The organism is Bartonella koehlerae C-29 (assembly GCF_000706625.1).
Classification (GTDB): Bacteria; Pseudomonadota; Alphaproteobacteria; order Rhizobiales; family Rhizobiaceae; genus Bartonella; species Bartonella koehlerae.
On the sequence record NZ_KL407334.1, the window covers coordinates 1,107,487 to 1,127,271 of the forward strand.

20 protein-coding genes and 1 pseudogene are annotated in these 19,785 nt (G+C 37.0%); 8 read left to right on the top strand and 13 right to left on the bottom strand.

Going from position 1 to position 19,785, the window contains the following annotated elements:
* Window positions 1-199 precede the first annotated feature (199 nt).
* Window positions 200-406, top strand: coding sequence for a hypothetical protein (locus O9A_RS07720; protein WP_075320684.1), 207 nt, complete (start codon window positions 200-202; stop codon window positions 404-406).
* Here O9A_RS07720 and dprA read toward each other — a convergent pair.
* From dprA to O9A_RS04665, 4 genes are read right to left on the bottom strand one after another with little or no spacing between them, the layout of a single operon-like run.
* Window positions 336-1,550, bottom strand: a complete 1,215-nt coding sequence (gene dprA / locus O9A_RS04650; RefSeq protein WP_154656372.1) for a DNA-processing protein DprA — start codon at window positions 1,548-1,550, stop codon at window positions 336-338. The two genes, O9A_RS07720 and dprA, sit on opposite strands and share 71 nt — an antisense overlap.
* Complete coding sequence (gene plsY / locus O9A_RS04655; RefSeq protein ID WP_034459253.1) at window positions 1,525-2,160, bottom strand: glycerol-3-phosphate 1-O-acyltransferase PlsY; 636 nt, start codon at window positions 2,158-2,160, stop codon at window positions 1,525-1,527. The genes dprA and plsY overlap by 26 nt, the downstream gene beginning before the upstream one ends.
* An 18-nt stretch (window positions 2,161-2,178) precedes the next feature.
* A complete protein-coding gene (locus tag O9A_RS04660; RefSeq protein ID WP_034459255.1) occupies window positions 2,179-3,474 on the bottom strand; it encodes a dihydroorotase in 1,296 nt (431 codons plus the stop codon).
* Window positions 3,471-4,436, bottom strand: coding sequence for an aspartate carbamoyltransferase catalytic subunit (locus O9A_RS04665; protein ID WP_034459257.1), 966 nt, complete (start codon window positions 4,434-4,436; stop codon window positions 3,471-3,473). Before O9A_RS04665 ends, O9A_RS04660 begins: the two co-directional genes overlap by 4 nt.
* Window positions 4,437-4,562: 126 nt before the next feature.
* Between O9A_RS04665 and O9A_RS04670 the strand changes: the two genes are divergently transcribed.
* Window positions 4,563-6,191: an acyl-CoA dehydrogenase family protein gene (locus tag O9A_RS04670; protein WP_034460218.1), complete on the top strand. Its 1,629-nt coding sequence runs from the start codon at window positions 4,563-4,565 to the stop codon at window positions 6,189-6,191.
* Here the strand turns inward: O9A_RS04670 and ruvX are convergent.
* Entirely contained in the window at window positions 6,176-6,655 is a 480-nt protein-coding gene (gene ruvX / locus O9A_RS04675; RefSeq protein WP_034459260.1) for a Holliday junction resolvase RuvX, read from the bottom strand. The two genes, O9A_RS04670 and ruvX, sit on opposite strands and share 16 nt — an antisense overlap.
* Window positions 6,656-6,806: 151 nt before the next feature.
* Here ruvX and gatC point away from each other — a divergent pair, with 151 nt between their 5' ends.
* Window positions 6,807-7,094 (top strand): Asp-tRNA(Asn)/Glu-tRNA(Gln) amidotransferase subunit GatC, encoded by a 288-nt coding sequence (gene gatC, locus O9A_RS04680; protein ID WP_034459262.1) that lies wholly within the window; start codon window positions 6,807-6,809, stop codon window positions 7,092-7,094.
* Between the two features lie 31 nt (window positions 7,095-7,125).
* On the top strand, window positions 7,126-8,610 hold the full coding sequence (gatA, locus tag O9A_RS04685) for an Asp-tRNA(Asn)/Glu-tRNA(Gln) amidotransferase subunit GatA (RefSeq protein WP_034459263.1): 1,485 nt from the start codon (window positions 7,126-7,128) through the stop codon (window positions 8,608-8,610).
* Between the two features lie 471 nt (window positions 8,611-9,081).
* Here the strand turns inward: gatA and O9A_RS04690 are convergent, their stop codons facing one another.
* From O9A_RS04690 to O9A_RS04710, 5 genes are all read right to left on the bottom strand, one after another.
* Complete coding sequence (locus O9A_RS04690; protein ID WP_034459266.1) at window positions 9,082-9,792, bottom strand: ABC transporter ATP-binding protein; 711 nt, start codon at window positions 9,790-9,792, stop codon at window positions 9,082-9,084.
* On the bottom strand, window positions 9,779-10,561 hold the full coding sequence (locus O9A_RS04695) for an ABC transporter ATP-binding protein (protein ID WP_034459269.1): 783 nt from the start codon (window positions 10,559-10,561) through the stop codon (window positions 9,779-9,781). The genes O9A_RS04690 and O9A_RS04695 overlap by 14 nt, the downstream gene beginning before the upstream one ends.
* Window positions 10,558-11,616 carry a branched-chain amino acid ABC transporter permease gene (locus tag O9A_RS04700; protein ID WP_034459272.1) on the bottom strand — a complete coding sequence of 353 codons (1,059 nt, stop codon included), beginning with the start codon at window positions 11,614-11,616 and terminating at the stop codon, window positions 10,558-10,560. Before O9A_RS04700 ends, O9A_RS04695 begins: the two co-directional genes overlap by 4 nt.
* Entirely contained in the window at window positions 11,616-12,692 is a 1,077-nt protein-coding gene (locus tag O9A_RS04705) for a branched-chain amino acid ABC transporter permease (protein ID WP_034459277.1), read from the bottom strand. The genes O9A_RS04700 and O9A_RS04705 overlap by 1 nt, the downstream gene beginning before the upstream one ends.
* 122 nt (window positions 12,693-12,814) lie before the next feature.
* Window positions 12,815-13,948: an ABC transporter substrate-binding protein gene (locus O9A_RS04710; protein WP_034459280.1), complete on the bottom strand. Its 1,134-nt coding sequence runs from the start codon at window positions 13,946-13,948 to the stop codon at window positions 12,815-12,817.
* A 310-nt stretch (window positions 13,949-14,258) separates the two neighbouring features.
* Between O9A_RS04710 and O9A_RS04715 the strand changes: the two genes are divergently transcribed.
* The 4 genes from O9A_RS04715 to O9A_RS04730 all read left to right on the top strand — a co-directional run bounded on the left by O9A_RS04715 (window position 14,259) and on the right by O9A_RS04730 (window position 17,219).
* The gene (locus O9A_RS04715; RefSeq protein ID WP_034460234.1) at window positions 14,259-14,834 is read left to right on the top strand and encodes a cold-shock protein; all 576 of its coding nucleotides are present in this window, start codon (window positions 14,259-14,261) and stop codon (window positions 14,832-14,834) included.
* Between the two features lie 243 nt (window positions 14,835-15,077).
* Window positions 15,078-15,596 (top strand): DUF192 domain-containing protein, encoded by a 519-nt coding sequence (locus tag O9A_RS04720; protein WP_034460235.1) that lies wholly within the window; start codon window positions 15,078-15,080, stop codon window positions 15,594-15,596.
* Window positions 15,593-16,366 (top strand): alpha/beta fold hydrolase, encoded by a 774-nt coding sequence (locus O9A_RS04725; RefSeq protein ID WP_034459283.1) that lies wholly within the window; start codon window positions 15,593-15,595, stop codon window positions 16,364-16,366. The genes O9A_RS04720 and O9A_RS04725 overlap by 4 nt, the downstream gene beginning before the upstream one ends.
* Before the next feature lie 640 nt (window positions 16,367-17,006).
* Window positions 17,007-17,219, top strand: a complete 213-nt coding sequence (locus O9A_RS04730; protein WP_034459287.1) for a DUF3126 family protein — start codon at window positions 17,007-17,009, stop codon at window positions 17,217-17,219.
* A 45-nt stretch (window positions 17,220-17,264) separates the two neighbouring features.
* Here O9A_RS04730 and radC read toward each other — a convergent pair whose 3' ends face one another.
* From radC to sfsA, 3 genes and pseudogenes are all read right to left on the bottom strand, one after another.
* Window positions 17,265-18,059, bottom strand: a complete 795-nt coding sequence (gene radC, locus O9A_RS04735) for a RadC family protein (RefSeq protein ID WP_034459290.1) — start codon at window positions 18,057-18,059, stop codon at window positions 17,265-17,267.
* 17 nt (window positions 18,060-18,076) lie between these two features.
* Complete coding sequence (gene map, locus O9A_RS04740) at window positions 18,077-18,907, bottom strand: type I methionyl aminopeptidase (protein WP_034459293.1); 831 nt, start codon at window positions 18,905-18,907, stop codon at window positions 18,077-18,079.
* Window positions 18,904-19,611, bottom strand: a pseudogene (sfsA, locus tag O9A_RS04745) (DNA/RNA nuclease SfsA). Before sfsA ends, map begins: the two are co-directional and overlap by 4 nt.
* Window positions 19,612-19,785: the final 174 nt, after the last annotated feature.

Consider the following 19,785-nt stretch of genomic DNA (forward strand, 5'->3'; position numbering starts at 1 on the left):
TTCCAGGAATAGCTAATGGCAATTGGTTAAGAGCACATAAAAAAACATTAATATTATACAGCTTGTGATTGTTATTGTTAAAATACACCCTATATGGAATTACACGATTTATTTTCCACGGTTAATACAAAAACATAAGACGCAATACTTAAGATAACGTCTATTGAGAGGTGAGGAGAATACTCAAGGATAGAAGATTATGTTTATAAATCATTTAAAAATTATCCAATATATTACAGATATGTCAAAACAGATGAACCAGATGGCACGTCAGGCGCGAAGTCCTCTTTTAGCATTGCTTTTGGATATGGCTGCTAAAGAAGGACAAAGTATTATTAATAGTGCGGAGGCTCTTGGAGAAGATCAAAATTCGACAATGACACATAACCACCAGAGTGTCGAATAAGCTTTCCAGCAAGTTCGAGTTCAATCAATAGAAGGTAGAGATTTGAGAGGGGAACACCTGAATGGGTACTCAGTGTGTCTAAATCAATGGGTGTTGTTGAGAGGGCAGAGAGAACAGCACGCCGTTCTTCTTTGCCTACAACGCAAGAAGGGGTGCTGTTTTTTTCATCAGGTGAATTAAAACAGCCTTTTTCAAGTTGCAAAGAGGGTGTTTCTTCAAAGAAGTTAAGTTGGAGATTTGTGGGCGTTGGGATTAATGGTGTAAGTGTTTCTATAATATCAGAGGGGTGTGTGGTTAGCAAGGCACCATCCTTGAGGAGGTTGTTTGTACCAACGGATCTTGGATCAAGTGGAGAACCGGGAATGGCAAAAGTCAATCGTCCCATTTCGGCAGCTTGACGCGCAGTAATAAGGGATCCTGACCGCAGTGCTGCCTCTACAACCAGCAATCCAAGTGAGAGACCTGCAATAATACGATTTCTTCTTGGAAAATCGATAGCCCGTGGTTTCCATCCAATGGGCATTTCACTGATAATTGCTCCACCGTTTGTGATAATATCTTCGTGCAGTTTTTTGTTTTCAGGAGGATAGATGTGATCAATTCCACTGGCCATTACTGCAACTGTGCCCGTTTGTAGACTTGCTTGATGTGCAATGCTATCAATTCCACGCGCTAATCCAGAAATAATTGCAAAACCGGCGTTTCCAAGAAAATGAGCAAATTGAGCAGCCAGTTTCTTGCCAGATGCAGAAGCATTTCGAGATCCCACAATTCCAACAGAAGGTTTCTCAAAAACTGATACATTGCCTTTTATAGCAATAAGCGGCGGTGATGCTTCTGTAACCTTAAGAAATCTTGGATAATCAGGTTCTCCTATACCAACAAACCGAATACCTAATCTTTCGGCTTCTTGCATTTCTTTTTCCGCCTCTTCTAATGTTGCTATTCGGATAGATGTAGAAAGACCCCCCTTTCTACTAAGCTCAGGAAGTGCCGCTAAAGCGTTTTCTGCTGTTTTATAATGATCAATGAGGTTGCGAAAACTCACTGCTCCAATATTTGCGCTCCGCAACAATCGTAACCAGTTTAGACGTTGACGATCAGTGAGTAGAATTCCTTTATTTGCCCCCGTTTTGCGTCCCAATTTTGCTTTCTTTCCCAACTAACAATCTGCTGATATTTGCATAATGTTTTATCATCACTAATAGGCTCATAGTCACTAATATACAATGAACATAGAGATAAGGGTAGGAAAAATAAACAAATATTGGAGTAATAATAACAGCAATGATTGCGGATAATGAAGAATAACGCGTAATGAAAAAAAACACTATCCACGCAGTGATGAAAGCAATTGCTGCTGGCCAATAGAATCCTAAGCATACACCTAAATAAGTAGCAACACCCTTACCACCTTTAAATTTAAGCCATACGGGAAAAAGATGTCCTAAAAACGCAGAAAAACCCGCTAAAGAAATAATGATATTATTTTCTATCGGATTAGTTAAAAATTTTATAACAAGAATAACAAGACTGCCTTTTAATATGTCACAAAGAAGTGTAAGGGCAGCAATTTTTTTATTTCCTGTTCGTAAAACGTTTGTAGCTCCAATATTTCCGGAACCAATTGTTCTTATATCACCAAGTTTGGCTAATTTTGTAAAAAGCAAACCAAAAGGGATAGATCCAATGAGATAAGATATCAGAAAGATAAACCATGTAATAAATTGAAAAAGTGTTTCACCTTCATTCATTAAAAACTCCCATGAAGTTTATTGATCAAGTTTAAAAATTGATTGTCCTTTAACAAAGGTTTGGAGGACACGTCCTTGGAAGTGCGCCTTCTCAAAAGGTGTATTTTTTGAACGTGAATACAACTTCTCTGTAGAAACTACCCATGGTTCATCAAGATCAACCAAAATAAGGTCTGCATGAGCACCTTTTCTAAGTGTTCCTGCATTGAGATCAAAGAGTTTTGCAGGTGTTGTTGACAAAAGTTCAGTTAATCGGAGAAGAGAGATGGTTCCGTTATGATAAAGGCGTAAAGCTGCACTCAATAAAGTTTCCATGCCGATGGCACCTACGGCTGCCTTACTAAATGGTAGATATTTTCTATCAAGACTTTGAGGATCATGAGAAGAAACGATAATATCCACTGTTCCATCTTTTATTGCTTCAATCATTGCTATACGATCTTCTTCTGTACGCAATGGAGGTATCAGGCGAAAAGAGGTGCGATATTCACCAATGTCATTTTCATTAAAAGATAAGTGATTAATGGATACACCGGCTGAAATCTTTTCACTTCGTTGCTTGCTTAAACGAAGTGCGTCAGCAGACAGTGCTGTTGATATTTGTGCTGCATGATAACGTGTTTGGGTTAATACTGCTAAGCGCAAATCTCTTTCGAGTGGGATAACTTCTGCTTCGCGGGGTATTCCAGAAAGTCCAAGCCAACTGGCTAGAAGACCTTCGTTCATAACGCCTTGTCCTGTAAGATCTTTGTCTTGTGTTTCGTGCATCAATGGAACATTGAAGTCGCGTGCATAAGTCATTGCACGCCGCATAACAGACGAATTTTGAAGTGTTTTTTTTCCTTCACTAAAGGCAACTGCTCCTGCATCTTTTAGCAAGCCAAATTCGGTTATTTCCTGTCCGTTGAAACCTTGAGTAATGGCAGCAACGGGATAAATATTAATTGATGAAACTTCCTGTGTTGTACGCATAATAAATTTAATAAGCGCTACATTATCAATGACTGGATGTGTATTTGGCATCATAAGAAAGGAAGTAATGCCTCCTGCTGCTGCAGATTGGCTTGCTGAATCAAAAGTTTCCCGATTTTCATTTCCTGGTTCTCCAACAAAAACGCGTGCATCAACAAGTCCAGGGAGAATTGCTTTATTTTGTGCATTAATAATTTCTGCCTCTTCGGGAATTCCCTGATTAAGGGCTTCTTTTCCAGCGGCTGTAATCAGTCCATTTTCAACAATAACGGAACCAATTTCATCGATTGTACGAGAAGGATCGATAATACGAGCGTTTTGAAAAACAATTGGCTTTGTCATTTTTTTTCTCCACTTGCCTTAAGGCGTGAATCTAATAAAGCTTCCATGACAGCCATACGTACAGCAATACCCATTTCGACTTGTGTATGAATCATGCTTCGTGGTCCATCTGCTATATCAGATGCGATTTCTACACCACGGTTTATTGGGCCAGGATGTAGAATAATACAATCGCTTTTAGCGTAAGTTAAATTCTCTTTATGTAAGCCGAAATAATAAAAATATTCACGAATGGAAGGAATAAAGGAACCTGTCATACGTTCTTGTTGTAAACGCAGCATCATGATAACATCAGCACCTTTAAGACCTTCTTTCATGGTGTTATAAACTTCAACACTCATATCTGCGATACTTGCTGGCAAAAGTGTTGAAGGAGCAACAACACGAACACATGCTCCCAAGGCGTTGAGACTGAGGATATTGGAACGTGCGACACGTGAATGCAAGATATCACCACAAATTGCAACAGTTAACCCTTCAATACGACCTTTTGTTCTCTTAATGGTTAGAGCATCTAATAAAGCCTGTGTTGGATGTTCATGTGCACCGTCACCTGCATTAATGACACAACAGTCAACTTTTTTCGCTAACAAAGCAGCTGTTCCGGCACAACTATGGCGAATAACCAATATATCTGGCTTCATCGCATTGAGGGTTGTAGCTGTATCAATCAATGTTTCTCCTTTTTTTACAGATGAATTGCCAATAGCCATACTCATCACGTCTGCCCCTAACCGTTTGCCAGCCAATTCAAACGAAGATTGTGTTCGTGTGGAAGCCTCAAAGAAAAGATTAATTTGCGTACGCCCATGCAATGTAGATTGTTTTTTATCACTTTTTTTTAAGAAGGGAACATTTGCATTTGCTCGATCAAGCAATATGGTAAGGTCTTGTACACTTAGATCTTTAATAGCTAACAGATGTTGGTGGGGGAAAAGGGGAAAAAAAATATTTTGAGTCATAGCATTCTTTTCTATCTCTCTTTAAAAAGATTAAACAAGCATTTGTTTGAATATGATAAATATTTTTTAACTGCAAAAAGACAAATAGTCTATGATATGAATGATTTGAATAATAGGAATATGCCTATGAGTGCTGTATTTGCGCAAAACTCCCGCCGAAAAAATGCATTTCTCAGTGATACGCTGATGTTTCGCATCGCGTCCACTTTGCCTACATTTTTGTTAGCAAGTTTTGAAGAAATAGGAGATTTTGTAGCTAGTCGTAAAGCATGGGAGCTTGCCTCTTTGGCGAATCGTTATCGGCCAATGTTGCGCTATAACGACGAATGGGGAAAGCCAACAGAAAAATTAGAGATACACTCTTCTTACAAAGCTCTTCAACAATATTCCAGACAAGCTGGTTTGGTCACTTCACTTTGGGAAAACACCAGTTCAGAAAATGGAATACGCTATCAAGCGCGTGCTATCCGCTTAGCTTTATCTGCCAGTCTAGAAACGGGGCATTTAAATGAAGTTATTATTACAAGCGCTGCTATTGCAGTTTTAATTAGTGATGTTGAACTCTTTAAAAAATGGCAAAATGTACTTTTATCACGTCAATATGATTTGTCATTCAAGCCTGTTAATAGTAAAAAAGCAGCTTCATTGACTTGTGCTTTTGATGATTTTGAAAAACACGAAAAATACTCTTTCAATTTTCCAAGTGTTAAAAAAAATTCTTTTGATGAAAAAATGGGGCGTGATCTCTATCGTTTAAATGTTGTAAAAACCAATGTTATTAATCCTATAGTTGATGGATATCTTGTTAGTGCAGAGTTAGATGGTCATTTGAGCTGCTTTTTAGTTCCACGCATGCAGGAAAATGGTGCATTAAATGGGTCTATATCGATTCGTCATTTAGTGAAGCGTTCCGGAGAAACTTCAACACCAGAAGGTATTGTTGATTTTCAAGGCAGTTGCGGTTGGCTTTTGGGGAATGCTGGAGAGGGCATTAAGGTCATGAAGGATATTGAAACGATGATGCGTTTTGATCAATCTGTCATATCGGCAGGTGTTCTGCGGGCTGCTCTTCAATTTGCTATAGATTTCTTTCGGCAAAAGATGCCAAACCAGCCTTTGTCTCCATTAACAGAACGTATTTTTGCAGATATTGCACTTGATATTGCTGCCGCACAAGCATTAGTTTTGCGTTTAGCGCGAGCATTTGACAATGCTGCAAATGACCGTTCTGAAGCAGCTTTTGCACGAATTATGACTCCTATTATTGCTTATCATGTGAGCCAATTAGTTGTTCCTATTATTGGTGAAATTATTGCCCAGCTTGGCATTGAAAGTTTTATAGAGGATAATCCACTATCACAAATGTTGTGTAATGGGCCTGCGCGGATTGTGAGAAATACTTCTGCTAATCAATTGGTAAAAGATGCAATTCTCATAGCTGAAAAAGCACCGGGATTATTTCAGAAATTATTAGAAAAAATTGCTCTTGATATCGGCCCAGCAGGGCCAAGAACAATTGAGATTATTAAATCTGCTGGAGAAATGGCATCGGCAAATGAAGGAGCAGGGAGATTTTTTGTTGAACAAGTGGCATATGCAGCTGCCGCTGCAGCGTTACAATCTACAGATATAGAGCATGTTGCAAGTGCTTATATGGAAAGCCGTCTTGGGGGACAATGGAGAGCTTCCTATGGTATGTTGATTGCACGATATAATGCAGGACTTTTGTTAAGTGTTCTTTATCCTTCCATATGATGAAAGTTGTGGATTCTATTAAGAGCACCTTGCAATATGAATGCAGCAGCAGCAGAATCAATCCGAGTTGTTCTTTTAGTGCGTGACATATCCATTTCGAGAAGAGAGCGTTCTGCAGCAATCGTCGATAAGCGTTCGTCCCAAAAAACAAAAGGAATTTCTGTATATACTTCCATATTTTTGACAAAAGTCCTCGTTGCTTGAGCACGAGGTCCGCTGCTTCCATTCATATTAAGAGGTAACCCAATAATAACAACGCCTACATTTTCACGGTCAAAGATTTGTATAAGGGTTTGAGCATCTACCGTAAATTTTTTTCGTTGGAGTACAGAACGCGGATTTGAAAAAATCAGCCTTCTATCAGAAACCGCAATTCCAATAGTTTTCGTGCCCAAATCCAACCCTGCTACTATTTGACCGGGCAAAAGATGTATCATAACTTCATTTATATTAATAACGGCCATATGCTTTACAATTTAAGTTCTTTATTGTTTTAGATTTATACTTATATTCGTTTATTTGGGTTATCAAATATTCTTGCGCTTGCAAACGCAGCCTTGTATAGCCAGAATATGAATAAATGAATATCAAAATAAAAAAGCAGAAAGGCGTAGTATGTCTGTTGATCAGGAAACAGTCAAGCGGGTATCACATTTAGCACGCATTGCTCTTCATGACGATGAAGTAGAACCTATGACAAAAGAACTCAATATCATTTTAGATTTTGTGGAACAATTGAATAAAGTTGATGTCAGTGGAGTTAAACCATTAACATCAGTGATACCAATGACCTTACGAATGCGTGAAGATCGTGTTACAGATGGTGATAAAGCAGCAGATATTGTAGCAAATGCACCTGTTACAGAAGAAAATTTTTTTCTTGTCTCAAAAGTCGTCGAATAACTTTTTATATTTTAAAAATTTGAGAACCAATATGACTGATTTAACAACCCTCACAATTGCACAAGCCCGTGATGCTTTAACAAAAAGAGAGCTTAAAGCAACTGAATTAACAGAAGCTTATTTAAAGGCAATTGAATTAGCCAATCCAATCTTGAATGCTTATGTGGCAATAACAGCAGAACAAGCAATGAAAATGGCTGCTAAATCAGACAGCTGTTTGGCTAAAGGACAGGGAGGAATTTTAGAAGGAATTCCATTGGGAATTAAGGATCTTTTTGCGACACAAGATGTTCATACACAAGCCTGTTCCTATATTCTTAATGGTTTTAAACCGCACTATGAATCAACAGTGACTGCTAATTTATGGAGAGATGGAGCCATTATGTTAGGGAAGCTTAATATGGATGAGTTTGCTATGGGATCTTCTAATGAAACGTCATATTATGGTCCAGTTATTAGTCCATGGCGAAAAAAAGACTCTAATGAAAAACTAGTACCAGGTGGTTCTTCAGGTGGTTCTGCGGCCGCTGTTGCAGCAGGGCTCTGTATGGGTGCAACCGCGACAGATACAGGTGGCTCAATACGTCAGCCAGCAGCATTTACTGGTACTGTAGGGATAAAACCAACTTATGGACGTTGTTCACGGTGGGGAACCATCGCTTTTGCCTCATCACTTGATCAAGCGGGACCTATAGGGCGAAATGTTCGAGATTGTGCTATTTTACTTAAATCAATGGCTTCTTTTGATGAAAAAGATTCTACTTCGGTTAATTTACCAGTGCCTGATTATGAAAGTTATATTGGTCAATCCATAAAAGGAATAAAAATTGGTATTCCGAAAGAATATTACCTTGAGGGAATGTCACCTGAAATTGTTGAACTTTGGCAAAAAGGAATAAATTGGCTAAAAGAAGCAGGGGCTGAAATCAAAAATATTTCATTACCCCATACAAAATACGCTTTGCCTGCTTATTACATTGTGGCTCCTGCAGAGGCGTCTTCTAATCTGGCGCGTTATGATGGTGTTCGTTTTGGTCTTCGTATACCGGGAAAAGACGTTATTGAAATGTATGAAAATACCCGCTCAGTTGGTTTTGGTAAGGAAGTAAAACGACGTATTTTGATCGGCACTTATGTTCTTTCATCAGGCTATTATGATTCCTATTATCTTAAAGCTCAGAAAATAAGAACATTAGTAAAGCGTGATTTTGATCAATGTTTTTCTTCTGAGGTTGATGCTATTCTCACACCAGCAACACCAACACCAGCTTTTGGTATTGCTGATGAAAAAATAAAAAATGATACTGTGGCAATGTATCTTAATGATATTTTTACTGTGCCGGTTAATATGGCTGGTTTACCAGGAATTTCTGTTCCTTCTGGTCTCTCATCAAATGGTTTACCGTTAGGATTGCAATTGATTGGTAAGCCTTTTGCTGAAGAAGTCATTTTTCAGATAGCTCACATTATAGAACAAGCAGCCGGAATGTTTAGCGCTGAAAAGTGGTGGACATAATAATAAAAAAGCTCAGTTTTTTTATGAAAAAAGTTTTCGTTTAAATTACTTGAACTTGAAATTAGTAACTCATACTGTTCCTGAAATTGAATTAGAATGCATTAGAAAAGCTATTATTGAGCAAGAAAACCAATTCTCAGTTAGTTTTAGAAGAACGAGCAATCACAAAAGATTATGAAATACGCTATAAATGCTTGTTTTGCTACACATACATTAGAAGAATATAAGGGTTTCCTTTTATAAATAAAAAAGTGATGAAGAACTTTTGTTCACTAAAGAGTATTATGATATTTTGCAATCATGTTCCGTTCTTCGACAGATTTAAAAGTTATTAAAAAAAATAAAATAAAATCCATTTCAGACTTTAGAAAGGGTGCATGAAAATTGAAAACCACAAGATATCTTTCTTAATATAGAAAAACGTTTATGCAAGAGGATAAGCTCTCGATTCTTAACCATTGTACGTAATTTTCATCCGCCAAGATACGCTTCTTTAACACGGGGATCAGAAAGCATAGCTTTTCCTTCACCATGAAACAAAATATGCCCAACTTCCAGAATATAAGCATAGTCCGCAATGGAAAGCGCAGCAAATGCATTTTGTTCAATAAGAAGAACAGTTTTTCCCATATCATTAATTTTTCGGATAATCGAAAAAATTTCCCGAATAAGAAGCGGTGCTAACCCCAGTGAGGGTTCATCTAATATTACCATGTCAGGATTACTCATGAGTGCACGGCCTACAGCAAGCATTTGTTGTTCACCACCTGACATTGTTCCTCCTAATTGCTTTGCTCTTTCACGCAGGCGCGGGAAGAGATCAAATATCCATTCGATATCACGAGAAATTCCTGACTTATCATGGCGAATATAAGCGCCTAGATGGAGATTTTCTAAAACGGTGAGATGAGGCATAATGCGCCGTCCTTCAGGACTGAGAGCAATACCTAATCGCAAAATTTTTTCTGGTGACTTTTTAATAATTGATTCGCCTTTATAGGTAATTTTTCCATAAACAGATCTATTAAGTCCTGTAATAGAACGTACAATGCTGCTTTTTCCTGCTCCATTGGCACCTATTAAAGTGACTATACTTCCTTTTTTTATAGACATAGAAAGATTTTGGATAGCTTTAATGGCGCCATAATGAACGTGAAGATTTTTGATTTTAAGAATATCCATAAACATCTCCGCCAAGATAAGCTTCAATAACTTTAGGGTTGTTACGAATTTCATCTGGTGTGCCATTGGCAATGCAACAACCATGCTCCATTACCAAAATATATTGGCAAAGCCCCATGACAACTTTCATATCGTGTTCGATAAGTAGAATTGTAAGATCAAAGTCTTTTTGCACTTTTGCTATGAATTTTCTAAGATCTTCACTTTCTTGTGGATTCATACCGGCAACAGGTTCATCAAGAAGAAGTAATTTTGGCTTTGTTGCTAGAGCACGTGCAATTTCTAAACGTCGTTGTACACCATAGGGCAGAGTCGTTGCAGATTGATTGGCAAGGTGATCAAGTTGCAGCTGTTCAAGAAGTTCCATCGCATTTTTATAAACTTCTCTTTTCTCTTTCATTGCTTTTGGAAAAAACAAAGCTGAAGAAAACCATGGATGCTTTTGCCGAACATGAGCCCCCACCATAACATTTTGCAAGACTGTTAACTCTGAAAAAAGGCGAATATTTTGGAATGTTCGTGCAATATGGTATCTACAGATAATATAAGGAGGAGCTCCAGAAACTTTTTTCTCATCAAAAAGAATGATTCCACTTGTGGGGGCATAAAATCCGGAAATCATATTAAAAATGGTTGTTTTTCCAGCACCATTGGGACCAATTAATCCAGTAATTGTTCCTCGCTTGATTGCCATATTAACATTATTGACAGCAACCAATCCGCCAAAACGCATTACGATATCATTGAGAGAAAGAATAGTGTCATTCATAGCTTTCCCTCAGTATTAGAGAGCTTTTTACGTGTCAAAAAGCTATAAATCCCATTCCATGAGAATTCACTTTGTCCCAATAAACCTTTTCTCCAAAATAAGATAATGACAAGCAATAAAAGAGAAAAAATAACCATCCGGAGTCCTGGTGTCTCTGGAATATGTATAAAACCTAAGTCAAATGGACTTTCAATAATGCGAAGCCACTCAAGCATGACCGTAATAATAATGCTGCCAATAACGCTGCCTGTAATTGAACCAAGACCACCAGCAACAACAATCATTAAAATATTAAAAGTTAGAAGGAAGTTGAACATTTTGGGATCAATTGTTGAAATAAGAGCGGCCATTAATGCTCCTCCGACACCTGCAAAGAATGCACCTACAGTAAAGGAAAAGCTACGGTAGAAAAAAGCGTTAATCCCCATTGTTTTCGCAGCGATTTCATCATCACGAATAGCGCGTAGTACATTACCAGTATTGCTTCGCAATAAGAGAATAATGAAGGTAACCGTAAATGCTAACCAACTATAATTCCACCATAATGTCGCATTTTGAGGTATTCCTTTGATTCCTAAAGAACCATTTGTTACGAAGGTCGCGTTTGTAATAACAATGCGAATAATTTCTGCAAAACCTAACGTTGCAATTCCAAGATAATCTCCACCAAGACGCAAGATAGGAAGAGCAATCAATAAACCTACAACTGCAGCACACAGACCACTTACAACAACAGTTACAAAAAAAGGTAACTGCAGATCATGCAATGGCTCAGCTATAGGTTCGAGAATCCACATCATTTCTTTTTGTTCAGGAGAAAGAAGTAAAATTGCGCATACATAAGCGCCAATAGCCATGAATCCAGCATGTCCAAGAGAAAACATTCCTGTAAAACCGTAAATCAAATTAAGCGAAATTGCCAATATCGCATTAATAGCAATAAGATTGATGACACGAAGTGTGTAATCATTAAAATGATTATCAGCGTAAAATAAAGAACCGATAAGAACAAGAATACTGATACACGATAAAAAAGTTGAAGCTGATTTTGCCATTAGATTTTCTCCTGACTTTTTTTGCCCATTAAACCAGTGGGCATTACTAATAAAATCAGAATTAATAAAATAAAGGCAAAAGCATCTCTATACCCGGATAGAGCAGGAAAGAATGCAACAATCATAATTTCAATAAATCCTAGTAACAACCCACCCAACATTGCTCCTGGAATTGATCCAATACCTCCAATAACGGCTGCTATAAATGCTTTGAGTCCGGGAAGAATTCCCATATAAGGTTGAACTTGAGGATAGCGTAAAGCCCACATGATGCCGGCAATAGCAGCAAGCGCTGAGCCTACCCCGAAGGTGAGTGCAATGACTTTATTGACAGAAACACCCATCAAACGAGTTGTTTCAATATCGTGAGAAATTGCACGCATAGCAAGACCAGGTTTTGTTTTATGGATAATCCATAGCAATAACACAATAAGAATAAATGAAACAATGGGAACGATTAGAGACATGGGAGCAATTCTAATAATTCCATTTTTCCCTGATTCTAAATGCCATAAGAATGGTGTTACAAGAAAATCTGGCTGTTTTACACCCTTTGGTACACCACTAAAGATTACGGTAGCAAGATTTTCAATAAAAAAGGAAACTCCTATTGCGCCAATGAGTGCTGAAATACGTGGGGCATGACGCAGAGGTTTATAGGCAAACTGATCAATAGTAATACCCACTGCACTTGTGATGAAAATTGAAAAACAGAGAGCTAAGATCCAAATCGGTGTAAAATCTTGTGGGGCAATTTTAAAATAATAAATGAACGTTAAAATTAAAGCAAAAAAAGCAGCAACCCAATAGAATTTAGGGCGTTTTTTAAACCCTATAAATACTGAATAATAAATGAAAAGAGCCAATAATATAAGAACAACAGCAGCCCAAGCAGGCATAAAGCTGATTGTGGAAAAGAAAACGAAATATGCCCCCAGCATAAAGATATCACCATGAGCAAAGTTAATGAGTCTTAGAATACCATAGACCATGGTGTAACCAATAGCTATAAGCCCATAAAGGGCCCCCAATGCAAGGGCATTAAAAAAATACTGGATGAACATTTCAGTGCTCATCTCTTATCCTTCCGCATTTGTTAATTCATATATAATGAAAGAAGCAACCAAAAAACGATTTGATTGAACAACAATCATCAACCGATTTTCGTATTTTGATTTAGTAAGATTTTCTGATTTTTTTAAAAAGCAGGTTTGACTTCATTTAAATAGACACGTTTTCCATCCTTTATTTCAATAACACCGATAGGAATTGTAGGATTATGGTTTTCATCCATAGACATATCACCAAAGGGTGTTTGAAAGTCTTTTAATTTGCTAAGTTCTATAGTGATTTTTTCACGATCAGCACTGCCAGCATTTTCAATAGCTTTCATAAACATCATATAACTTGTGTACCCCAAAACGGAATTGATATTTGGTTGTTTGTCAGGATAAGCTGCTTTCCATTCTTTTGTGAATTCTTTTGCAGCTTCTGACATATTTGGCATATTCTCGCTATAAGGGAGTGTTGTATGTAAAAAGCCTTCTGCAGCCTTTCCCGCAATTGTAATAGTTTCTGGATTATCCATAGCATCTCCACCCATAATTCGGAACTTCGCACCTAATTCACGCGCTTGTTTCATGATGATGGCACCCTCAGAGAAATAGGACGGAATAAATAAGATATCGGGATTTTGTGCTATAATCTGTGTAAGAACAGCTGAAAAATCCTGATCTCCAGAATTATAGTTTAAATTTGAGATAATCTCACCACCTAGTTTTTTAAAAGAATGCGTAAAATAACTGGCAAGACCAATGGCGTAATCACTTGATATATCTTTGAGTATAGCAGCTTTTTTTGCATGTAAAGTTTGAATTGCGTAAGTTGCAACTCCTATGCCTTGGTAGGAATCAACGAAGCAAGCGCGAAAGTAATACTTCTTGCCTTGTGTAACCAGCGGACTTGTTGAAGAGGTTGCAATAGCTGGAGTTTTCTCTTTTTCGGATATTTCTCCACCAGCCAATGAGAGTGAAGAGCCATAACTCCCGATGATTCCGTTTACTTTATCACTCGCGATTAGGCGCATAACAGCATTCGCAGCTTCTACTTTATCAGATTTATTATCAACAACAATAAGTTCTACCTTACGTCCCAATATTTCTGGGATTTTTTTGTGTGCCAATTCTATACCTCTAATTTCAAGCTGACCTCCAAATGCATTTTGACCACTTAACGGAAGGTAAACACCAATTTTAATGGTTTCATTCGCATAAACATTTACTGTAAGTGTCATGACAGCCGTGACTATAGCAAGAATTTTCCTCAATTGCATTGGGCAACTTCCTTTAGTTGTAGTTTTTACACTTTATCGTGAACTTCTGCATCATGCAAGTTACACATTAATGAAAATATCATTGTTCGAAAAACCTTTTGTATGATCTCTCTTTAGTGAAAGATGTCTCTTAAGATACGTTAAGCATATGATCAAACATTTTTTGGATTTATGGGTTAATGTTAACATAGAAAATACGACAATATGGGGAAATCTTAATCTTGGGGCTTGCGTGTTGATACAATCGCAATGTTTACTTACACATGAAGAATCAATGTCGTGTAATTTACCTACAGGATCACGTTTTATTATGGCGAGTAAGGATGCATTAAAGGGTTGTTCCCTGTCTGAAGACAGTATAGGTGCTTGTGGTGAGATTATTGAAATCAGTGGTGTCATTAAGTGGTTTGATGGGAGTAAAGGGTATGGATTTATTGTGCCTGATTTACCTAATTATCCCGATATATTACTGCACGTTACGGTGATGCGCAGAGATGGCTTTCAAACAGCTTTGGAGGGTGCTAAAGTTGTTTGTGCTGTAGAAAAAACTGAAAGAGGATTAAAGTGCGTTCAGGTGAAATCTATAGATTGTTCATCAGCGATTCATCCAGCAGAAGTTCCAGCCCGAACGCATGTCGTTGTTACTCCAGAAAGTGGTTTAGAGCGCGCAATTGTTAAGTGGTTTAATCGCGATAAAGGATTCGGTTTTCTTAGCCGTGGACAGGGAACAGAAGATATTTTTGTTCACATGGAAACGTTGCGCCGTTTTGGTTTAGCAGAGCTTCGTTCTGGTCAAGTCGTTCTTGTACGTTTTGGTAAAGGGGAAAAAGGTTTGATGACAGCGGAAATTTATCCGGATGTAGGGATTCCGTTTGCTACGCATTGAGTTTCACTATTGAATCCACATTATATATATATTTTTTTTGAGAGAGGGTTATGTATGTAAGCGTAAATAGCGCTAAAGCGAGTATGTGTGAGAGGGGGCATATTCATGAAACTATCAATCAAAAGAGTCCGGTTGTTCATAGTCTATTGAGAGCGATAAAAAGATAAATGTCTTATTTTTTAGATTTTGATGCTTTTTATTTTATATGAAAAAGCTAAAGATTTGTTGAGTGAGAAGATAAAAATGTTAAATTTTTTAAAAAGATGGCTTACCATTCTATTGCCAGTGTCTTTTCTATTAGCAGTAAGTTTAGCTATAGCAAAAAAGCCTTTAGAACTTCCTGTTAATTCGATTCCTTTAGAGATACAAACAAAGCAGGGGACAATTTCTTACAAGGTAGAGATTGCTTTTACACCGTCCCAAGCGGCAGCTGGGTTAATGTACCGCACGGATTTTCCACGTGATCGTGCAATGCTCTTTAGACAACAAGGAAGTAGGGAGTTAAAGGATAAGCAGCAGTTGTTTATGTGGATGGCAAATACATCTTTACCTTTAGATATGATTTTCTTAAACGATGAGGGGATTATCGTATCAATTGTCGAAAAAACTTCTCCATTTTTAACAGATATTATTTCATCGGGAGCGCCTGCAACTTTTGCACTTGAAGTTAATGCTGGTGAAGTTTCTGAAAAACAAATAGAGAAGGGACAACGTGTTATTCATCCTGCTATTTGTGGCAAATGTGACAGTGAGAAAAAATGACAGGAGAGAATATTCGTTTTTTTGAATATGATGGTTTACGATTTGCTTATAGAGAAGAAGGGCAGGGTACACCTATTTTGTTGATTCATGGTTTTGGGTCTTCTGCACGTGTGAATTGGTATGCAACGGGTTGGTTTCGTACTCTTACTGAAGCAGGATATCGTGTTATTGCCCTTGATAACCGTGGACATGGAGATTCTGTTAAAAGTTACGATTCTTCTTTTTATACACCTCAAGCTATGGCTGGCGATGCGATGCGATTGTTGCAGCATTTAGAATTATCTAAAGCGCATGTCATGGGATATTCTATGGGAGCTCGAATTAGCGCATTTATGGCTCTCTTGTATCCAACATATGTACACAGCGTTATTTTTGGTGGCTTAGGCATTGGTATGGTAACAGGAGCAGGGAATTGGGAACCTGTTGTGGAGGCTCTTTTAGCAGAAGATATTTCTACTATTACTAATCCACGTGGTTTGATTTTTCGTAAATTTGCAGACCGAACCAAAAGCGATAGACGAGCTCTTGCTGCGTGTATTATCACATCAAAGCAAGAGTTAACAGCAGCTGAGGTTTATAAAATTAAGCAACCTGCACTTGTAGCTGTTGGTTCATTAGATGAAATTGCTGGTAAAGCAGAGCCATTAGCAGCCTTGTTGCCACTTGGAGAAACACTGCCCATTCCTGGACGAGATCATATGCTGGCTGTGGGAGATAAGATCTATAAAAGAGGCGTTATCGACTTTCTTTCTCGCTATCCTATCGTATGAGAATCATTGACAGTTTAGAGCCCGAAATATCATTTACTCCCATGATCTTATATAAGGTAACAATAGGGGTCAAAGTATCTATCTTATTGTGAGGAGAGGGATTTTTATGCAACGGTAAAGGAAATAGCAATAAAAATTCTGGAAAATTCATTTGTTATAAGAATGATTTCTTTATTTTATATATTAAATTTAGTACCTTACTGAAAATAGTTAAAGAAAATTATTTTTTAATTATACAACAAGATCTTATGGTAAACAAAATAGTTGTAAAAAAGAGAGTGCTTTTGTTTAATGAAGCTCTGTTTTGTGTAAAAAGGAAAAAAAATACACTAGGTGATCGATGTTTTGCCTCAATATGCTTGTAAACGCAGATACTGAAATTGAGGATAAAGTAAAAATTATTAAAAATTTACGTTTTTCTCTACCCGTTTTTTTTACTTTTGTAATCTGTAGGAGTATATTTAACAACGATAAACTCTTTTAAAAGGATATTAAACAAAAATTGAAAATAATTGTGTTTTGAGTATAAGCCAAACCGAAGATTAAGACTAGGATTTTTTACTATCTTTACAGAATCTTAGGAATATCTTATTTGCTTATAAAGAATTAAATTAATATCTAAGAAAGACAGGAGAACAGAGTGAATGCTGATGAAATAAAAAAACTTGATAGTTATTTAAAAAACACATTCCAAAATTCAGCATTACAGGTGAGAGCTCGGCCTAAAAAGGATGATTCTTGTGAGGTTTATATCGGGGATGAATTTTTAGGTGTTATCTATCGAGATGAAGATGAGAATGAGTTGTCCTATAATTTCTCGATGGCCATATTAGATATTGATTTAGAAAATTAATTTATTATGAATAATTTTATGAATTTTTTCTTTATCTAAAGATATTCATATGAACTTTAATTCTTTAAAGCTCGTGTAGTTATTGCGTGCTATAATAAGGTGGTCATGAACAGTAATTCCTAATGCATTTGCCGCATCTTTTAATCTATACGTCATTGTTATATCCGCTTTAGAAGGTGTTGCATCGCCGGAGGGGTGATTATGAACTAAAATAAGTCCTGATGCAGACAATTGCAAAGCTCGAGAAATTACTTCACGAGGATAGACAGGGGTGTGGTCGATAGTTCCAGTTTGTTGCACTTCATCAGCGAGCAAACCATTTTTCTTATCAAGAAACAATACACGAAATTGTTCTCGTGTTTCATGCGCCATGACAGCTTTACAATAAGCTAATACTTTGTCCCATGATGAAAAAATATCACGTTTTAATAATTGCGCACGGGCAAGACGTCCTGCAACATCTGAAATAATTTTTAAGTCGAGTGCAGTTGCAGGACCACATCCTTGAACTTCTTGAAGCCTATGAATATCAGCGCCCAACACATCGGCTAATGAGCCAAAATGTGCTATTAAGCTTTTAGCTATTGGTTTCGTATTTGCTCGGGGTATCGTGCGAAAAAGCAATAATTCAAGGTATTCATAATCTTCAATTGCATTTCCTTTTGATTTTAAATAACGTCTCCGGAGACGTTCACGATGCCCCTGGTAATCTTTATAAATCTGTGAATTTTTCTGAATTTTTTCACTTTTTTTTTCTGGTATTGGATCAAGTGGGAAACTTTTGGTTAATGCAAAATGATTACTTTGACTATTTCCCTTTTTACTTAACTTTTTAGCCATAACATTTCTACATTTATTTAGACATATGAATTTGGAATATAAAAAATATTTTTAGGAGATTGTGTAAATATTTCACACCCTTCATTTGTTACACCAATTGTATGTTCGTACTGTGCAGTAAGAGATCTATCACGTGTAACGGCAGTCCAGCCATCAGATAAAATCTTCACTTGTGGTTTACCAAGATTAATCATCGGTTCAATTGTAAACATCATACCTTGTTTGAGTTCTATTCCTTCTCCAGGGTTTCCATAATGCAGAATATTCGGAGCATCATGAAAAAGTTGACCGATTCCATGTCCACAAAAGTCTCTCACAATTGAACAGCGTTCGGACTCTGCATAGCGCTGAATTGTTGCACCAATATCACCTGTGGTTGCTCCGGGTTTGACTACAGCAATTCCTCTCATAAGACTTTCATAGGTTATCTTTAGCAAGCGTTCTGCAGCACGTCTGATTTTTCCAACAGGATACATGCGGCTTGAATCGCCATGCCAACCATCTAGAATAAAGGTTACATCAACATTTACAATATCGCCTTCTTGCAAGGGTCTTTTATTGGGGATACCATGACACACAACATGGTTGATAGATGTACAGCATGAGTGCCCATATCCATGATAATTTAGATCAGCAGGGAATGCTCTTCGCTCAGCACCAAAAGTAAAAACAAAATCATCAATTTCTTGCGTAGTGATACCAGGCTTAATAATATCTGCAAGTGCATCGAGACATTCCGCAGCAATACAACCGACTTTCCGCATTTTATCAAAAGCGTAGTCATCAAAAATGCGGATTTGTCCGTTAAATTTTAAGGGTATTTTGTGATATTCAATATAATCAATCATTTTCTGTTTTCTATTTTTACTTGCTGAATTGGAAAAATACCTTCTACACTTACGTGACATTTTATAGCATAAAATTCCACCCCTGATTCTAATGCTAAATCAAATTTACGTCCATAGGTTGGATCAAGATCACGGCAGATTGTAAAAGTTGAGCAATCTTCCCGTTGAATCACATAAAGCATAATAGCTCATTTTCCTTGTTGCACGATTTTTATAAGCTCTTCAAGATGACGTGTACCACGTTTTGCCTCAGTATCAGGAAATTTTACTAGTCCTTTTTGCCGAATAAAATGAACGTTTTTAACTTCTAGATAACAGTCAGGTAGGATGTCATCACGCAGAAGAAAGTCAATTCGTGATTGTGTGCCATAACGTTGTTCTTTCAAGATTGTTTTGTATTCGTTTAATTCTGGTAGTAAACTATTTTGAATTGCTTCTAATGCAAGTTTGTTTGATAAAGTTGTATTGATTCCAACTAAGGTATTATTTATTTCTATAATTTCTAATTGATATGCGTATTTTCGTTTGGGATTATTGTTATATGAAAGCCAAATATTAGAATTTGGAGTTGTTAATCCAAGCATTGATCCTGTATTGGGAACCGATATGTTGAAAGTATGTTGATCTTCTCGTTTAACATCAGAAAGAAAACGTTTATAACTACGGATAAGTTTTGCAGGAAAAAGTTCAGGAATAAATAGCATATCTTAGGATGCATAATTTCATAATTCAACTCAAATAGTGATTGTAACAATTATAACATGTTAAACAAGGAGATATTGGTGCAAAAAATGTTATAAGAGCACTTATCTCAACTTTCTATAAGCAGCAAAATTCATTTTTTGCTTTTACAAATTATTATTAATCTCTTTAAACTC